The 3632-nt window shown below is 62.8% G+C and carries 7 protein-coding genes; 3 read left to right on the forward strand and 4 right to left on the reverse strand.

The window, feature by feature from the left end; translation table 11 throughout:
* Window positions 1-219: 219 nt before the first annotated feature.
* Complete coding sequence (locus DWB68_RS15525) at window positions 220-522, forward strand: hypothetical protein (RefSeq protein ID WP_119426023.1); 303 nt, start codon at window positions 220-222, stop codon at window positions 520-522.
* On the opposite strand, the gene DWB68_RS15530 is transcribed toward DWB68_RS15525, so the two are convergent.
* The 4 genes from DWB68_RS15530 to DWB68_RS15545 all read right to left on the reverse strand — a co-directional run bounded on the left by DWB68_RS15530 (window position 519) and on the right by DWB68_RS15545 (window position 2300).
* Window positions 519-998, reverse strand: coding sequence for a hypothetical protein (locus DWB68_RS15530; RefSeq protein ID WP_119426024.1), 480 nt, complete (start codon window positions 996-998; stop codon window positions 519-521). The genes DWB68_RS15525 and DWB68_RS15530 overlap by 4 nt on opposite strands.
* An 8-nt stretch (window positions 999-1006) precedes the next feature.
* On the reverse strand, window positions 1007-1354 hold the full coding sequence (locus tag DWB68_RS16480; RefSeq protein ID WP_199700480.1) for a ribbon-helix-helix protein, CopG family: 348 nt from the start codon (window positions 1352-1354) through the stop codon (window positions 1007-1009).
* 428 nt (window positions 1355-1782) lie between these two features.
* Window positions 1783-2040, reverse strand: coding sequence for a type II toxin-antitoxin system RelE family toxin (locus DWB68_RS15540; protein ID WP_119426025.1), 258 nt, complete (start codon window positions 2038-2040; stop codon window positions 1783-1785).
* A complete protein-coding gene (locus DWB68_RS15545) occupies window positions 2037-2300 on the reverse strand; it encodes a type II toxin-antitoxin system Phd/YefM family antitoxin (protein WP_119426026.1) in 264 nt (87 codons plus the stop codon). The genes DWB68_RS15540 and DWB68_RS15545 overlap by 4 nt, the downstream gene beginning before the upstream one ends.
* A 569-nt stretch (window positions 2301-2869) precedes the next feature.
* Here DWB68_RS15545 and DWB68_RS15550 point away from each other — a divergent pair.
* Window positions 2870-3073: a cold-shock protein gene (locus tag DWB68_RS15550; protein ID WP_119425750.1), complete on the forward strand. Its 204-nt coding sequence runs from the start codon at window positions 2870-2872 to the stop codon at window positions 3071-3073.
* 102 nt (window positions 3074-3175) lie between these two features.
* The coding region (locus tag DWB68_RS15555) for a fatty acid desaturase family protein (protein WP_199700481.1) at window positions 3176-3632 on the forward strand (457 nt) is incomplete at its 3' end.

Raw genomic sequence — 3632 nt, forward strand, 5'->3', positions numbered from 1 at the left:
CCCGCCTCATGCGGCGGAGCGACCCAGAGTGGGGAATTTCGATGAGCAGAACCGAGGAATTTCAGTGAGCGCCGTCAAGCTCAAGCCAATGCGGTCATAGCCGCCTCACGCACCACTGACATCCGCGGTGATGAGGTCGAGGGAAGGGTCCAAGTCAGCAACCCCACTGGCGCTCCACTGCGACACGTCAGAGTCCAGTTCCAAGGCTCGGTTTCGTCAGTGAGCAACTCTGATGAGAAAGACCAGTGGGGCTACTGGTTGCGCATGCTCCCGTCGTCGTTCGAACGCGCTGGTTCTCCGTACTGGATCATTGGCACCATGCATGCCGGCCAAGTCCTGTCAGTCGCAGTCACGTTGCGCTACGGCCGGGAAGAGCTCCCGGATATCGGAGATTCACTCGGCGTGACGCTGCATTTCTCCGACCTCAACGGGAATACGTGGGCAACTGATGAGGACGAATACCCGGCCTACATGGGCCCTGTCGACGGATTCGAAGAGACAGCTACTCAGCTACCGTTCTAAAACAGGGTCGGGGCATCGGCGTCTTGGCCAGCGATGATCGCGGCCACGCGCTCGGGCGTCCAACCGTTGGTCTGAACCTCGTCGCGCAGCGCGCGCGAGCGGGCCGCCATCGCCGCCCGAGGGAGTCCGCGAAAGCGAAGGGCCGCGCCATTGTCGGCGCGGCCCTTTCGCATGCGGTCACGCATGTTCTCCGTGTGATCGCCCGGCTGCAGGTGGGCGGGGTTCACGCACACGGGCACGTCGCACACGTGCATCAGCTCGCCCAATTCCTCGAGCTCGATCTCGTGCGCGAGGGCGTAGGCGTAGCGGTGTGGGCGCACCATCCCGCCGGCGCCGGCGTGAAGGTAGTAGCGCCCGTAGCCGTCATCGGCGATCGCGCCCAGCCAGATCCAGCACGCGCCCGCGGGGCCGCGGTGAACCTTGGACCAGAAGCGGCCTTCACCTTCGGCGGTGCCCGGTGCTGGGTTCGTGGCCACGAGCGTTCCTAGCCGGCGCGGCGGGAGACGAGGTACTCGGCCAGGGCCTCGCGCACCAGGTCTGCTTCGTTGCGTTCCTCGCGCTGCGCCAGGACAGCGAAGGCATTCTTGATCTCCTGCGGAACGCGCGCGCGGATGACTGGTGATTCGCCAGCCGCCGAACCCGCGCGAGGGCGCCCCAGTGCCAGACGCGCCATCTCCTCCACACTCGCCGTTCCGGTCGCTTCCATGAGCAACGCTTGCATCTCTTGGCGCGATGCGCTCCCCCGCTTCACCGTGCCCGGCTTCACGGTGAGCTCGCCGCGCTCGGCGGCATCGGCCAGAGCGTTCAGCTCGGCCTCTCGCTGCGCCTGCATCAGTCTTCCTCCCGCGTCAGTAGGTTCCACCACTTGTCAGTGAGTTCCATCGCTTGAAACACCTGCCCCTCCACAGAGGCGTGATCTCTTCAGCTCGGGGAACTGGTGCTCCCACTGTGCAGCGCACCGCGCCGGCAACAACAGCTGATTCCACACCTGCTTCAGACGTACAGCGTTGACCAACGACTCCACATCCCCGAGGCTGCCTTCCCAGAGCAGCGCCACATACGCCTTGAAGGCTCCAACCGAAGTCCCCCACATCCACGACAGTGTGTTCGTCCGCCCAATACACGGACAGAGGCAACACCACCGACCCAAATGCTGGACCCGCCAAAGCATCAAGACTCACGGGCACCGCGTACGGCTTGTGATCCCTCACAAACCAGCGGGCATCGTCCGCGGACATAGCACTCCCTTCACACGAGGCTCTACCTATAGACCTCGCGCCGATGGGCTGCACGGATCACGGTGACCACCAAGCTCTCGTCGACCACCTCGTAGATGACTCGATAGTCACCCACGCGGATCCTCCAGGCGATCGCTTCACCAACGAGCTTTCGAGCACCATGTGGGCGAGGGTCATCCTGCAAATCCTCGATAGCGTCGAGTAGGCGCTCACGCACCGGCCGCTGCAGCTTGCGAATCTGCTTCGCAGCAGCCGAGGTGAACTCAACTTGATAGCTCACGACTCAGTGGATCCGCGCAGCTCGCTCAAGGAAACACGAGTGCCATCGTCCTGCTCCTTCGCAGCACGGTAGGCGACGATGTCCTGCGCCATTTCCAACTCCTCGAGGAGCTCCAGGTCATCAATGCCAACGACAACAGCCGCGAGCTTCCCATTGCGAGTCACACCGATGCGCTCGTGACCGTACATGGCACGCCCGAGCACCTCCGAGAGCTGACCACGAAGCTCCCGGGTACTGACCTCATGCGAAATAGTGTCCATAGAAGCGATTCTATCAAATGTGTACACAATTGACACCCATTGCGCTCCACGCGTGTCCCATAAACCTGTTCATTTTTGAGACACATCTATGACCATCTTGACTGACGGTCTCGACCTCGCTTGCGGTCACCGGCGGGTACGCCCTGATCACCTCGCCCGGGGCGATGTGCCGCTGATGGTGTACGGTAATGAGAACCGCGTCGCCGCTCTGAGCAGTGAGCACGGGATGATCTGGACTTCGTCCGGGTCATGGCGAAGGTAGCTATGACGCCCTTCACCGAGGTCAAGCGCACGTCCGCACCAGGCACTGCGCGCAGCGAATCGGATTCTCATATCATCTTCTTCATCCCCTGACCCTGCGTCGGGGATATGCCGCTAGCCCACTTCATGGCTGGCGATGCCTTCCTCCGCTCTCAGCAGCGGGGAACGTCGCGTCCAAGACGCCACGATCTCCTTCTCTCCAGGATCCCGCCTGGACGCCGCGACGCGGCCCCCTCTTCTTTCCGTACCGAATTCGTCGGCACGGACCGCGCGTACCTCGTGCACACACCAGTATCAAAGGACTAGACATGACTCTCGGCACCGTGAAGTGGTTCAACTCCGACAAGGGCTTCGGCTTCATCGCCCCCGAGGACGGCACCGCCGACCTCTTCGCCCACTTCTCCGCCATCGCCGGCTCCGGACACCGCAACCTCGAAGAGGGCCAGCGCGTCCAGTTCGACGTCGTCAACGGTCCCAAGGGCCTGCAGGCCTCCAACATCCAGGCCGCCTGAACCTGACATTTGCTAGAGGGCGGGTCCGAACATTTTTGTTCCGGACCCGCCCTTTGCTTCACTCACGCTCGATTCACCCACTCAAAGGACAACGCCATCACGATTGATGCCCCCGCAACGGCCCCAGCCGACACGACTGGCCGCGTCGTCTACGCGGACGAGACCTCCTTCAGTCAGCACACCTCTGGATACCTCGACGTTGCTTCCCAAGCCCGAGAACGCGGCTTGCTCCAGCGAACGCCGTGGTTCTATTGGGGCGTGTCGGCGAGTCTCGTCGCGGCCTTCGGCGGCTGTCTGACGGGTTTCCTTCTGCTAGGCGATTCCTGGTTTCAACTGCTCATTGCGGCGGCCCTCGGTCTCGTTTTCACGCAGACAGCCTTCCTGGCCCATGAAGCCGCGCACCGCCAGATTCTGAGCTTCGGGCCGGGCAACGATCGGCTTGCCCGTGTCCTCGCGGCGGCCGTCGGTCTGAGCTACTCGTGGTGGCACTCCAAGCATTCACGCCATCACGGCAACCCCAACCGTGTGGGCAAGGACCCTGACATTGAGCCAGACACGA

The organism is Galactobacter valiniphilus (assembly GCF_003575975.1).
Lineage (GTDB): Bacteria > Actinomycetota > Actinomycetes > Actinomycetales > Micrococcaceae > Galactobacter > Galactobacter valiniphilus.

Bases quoted from the DNA above. Each gene is read 5' to 3' on its own strand.
- DWB68_RS15545 (WP_119426026.1), bottom strand. From the start codon at position 2,300: ATGGACACTATTTCGCATGAGGTCAGTACCCGGGAGCTTCGTGGTCAG.
- DWB68_RS16480 (WP_199700480.1), bottom strand. From the start codon at position 1,354: ATGCAGGCGCAGCGAGAGGCCGAGCTGAACGCTCTGGCCGATGCCGCC.
- DWB68_RS15550 (WP_119425750.1), top strand. From the start codon at position 2,870: ATGACTCTCGGCACCGTGAAGTGGTTCAACTCCGACAAGGGCTTCGGC.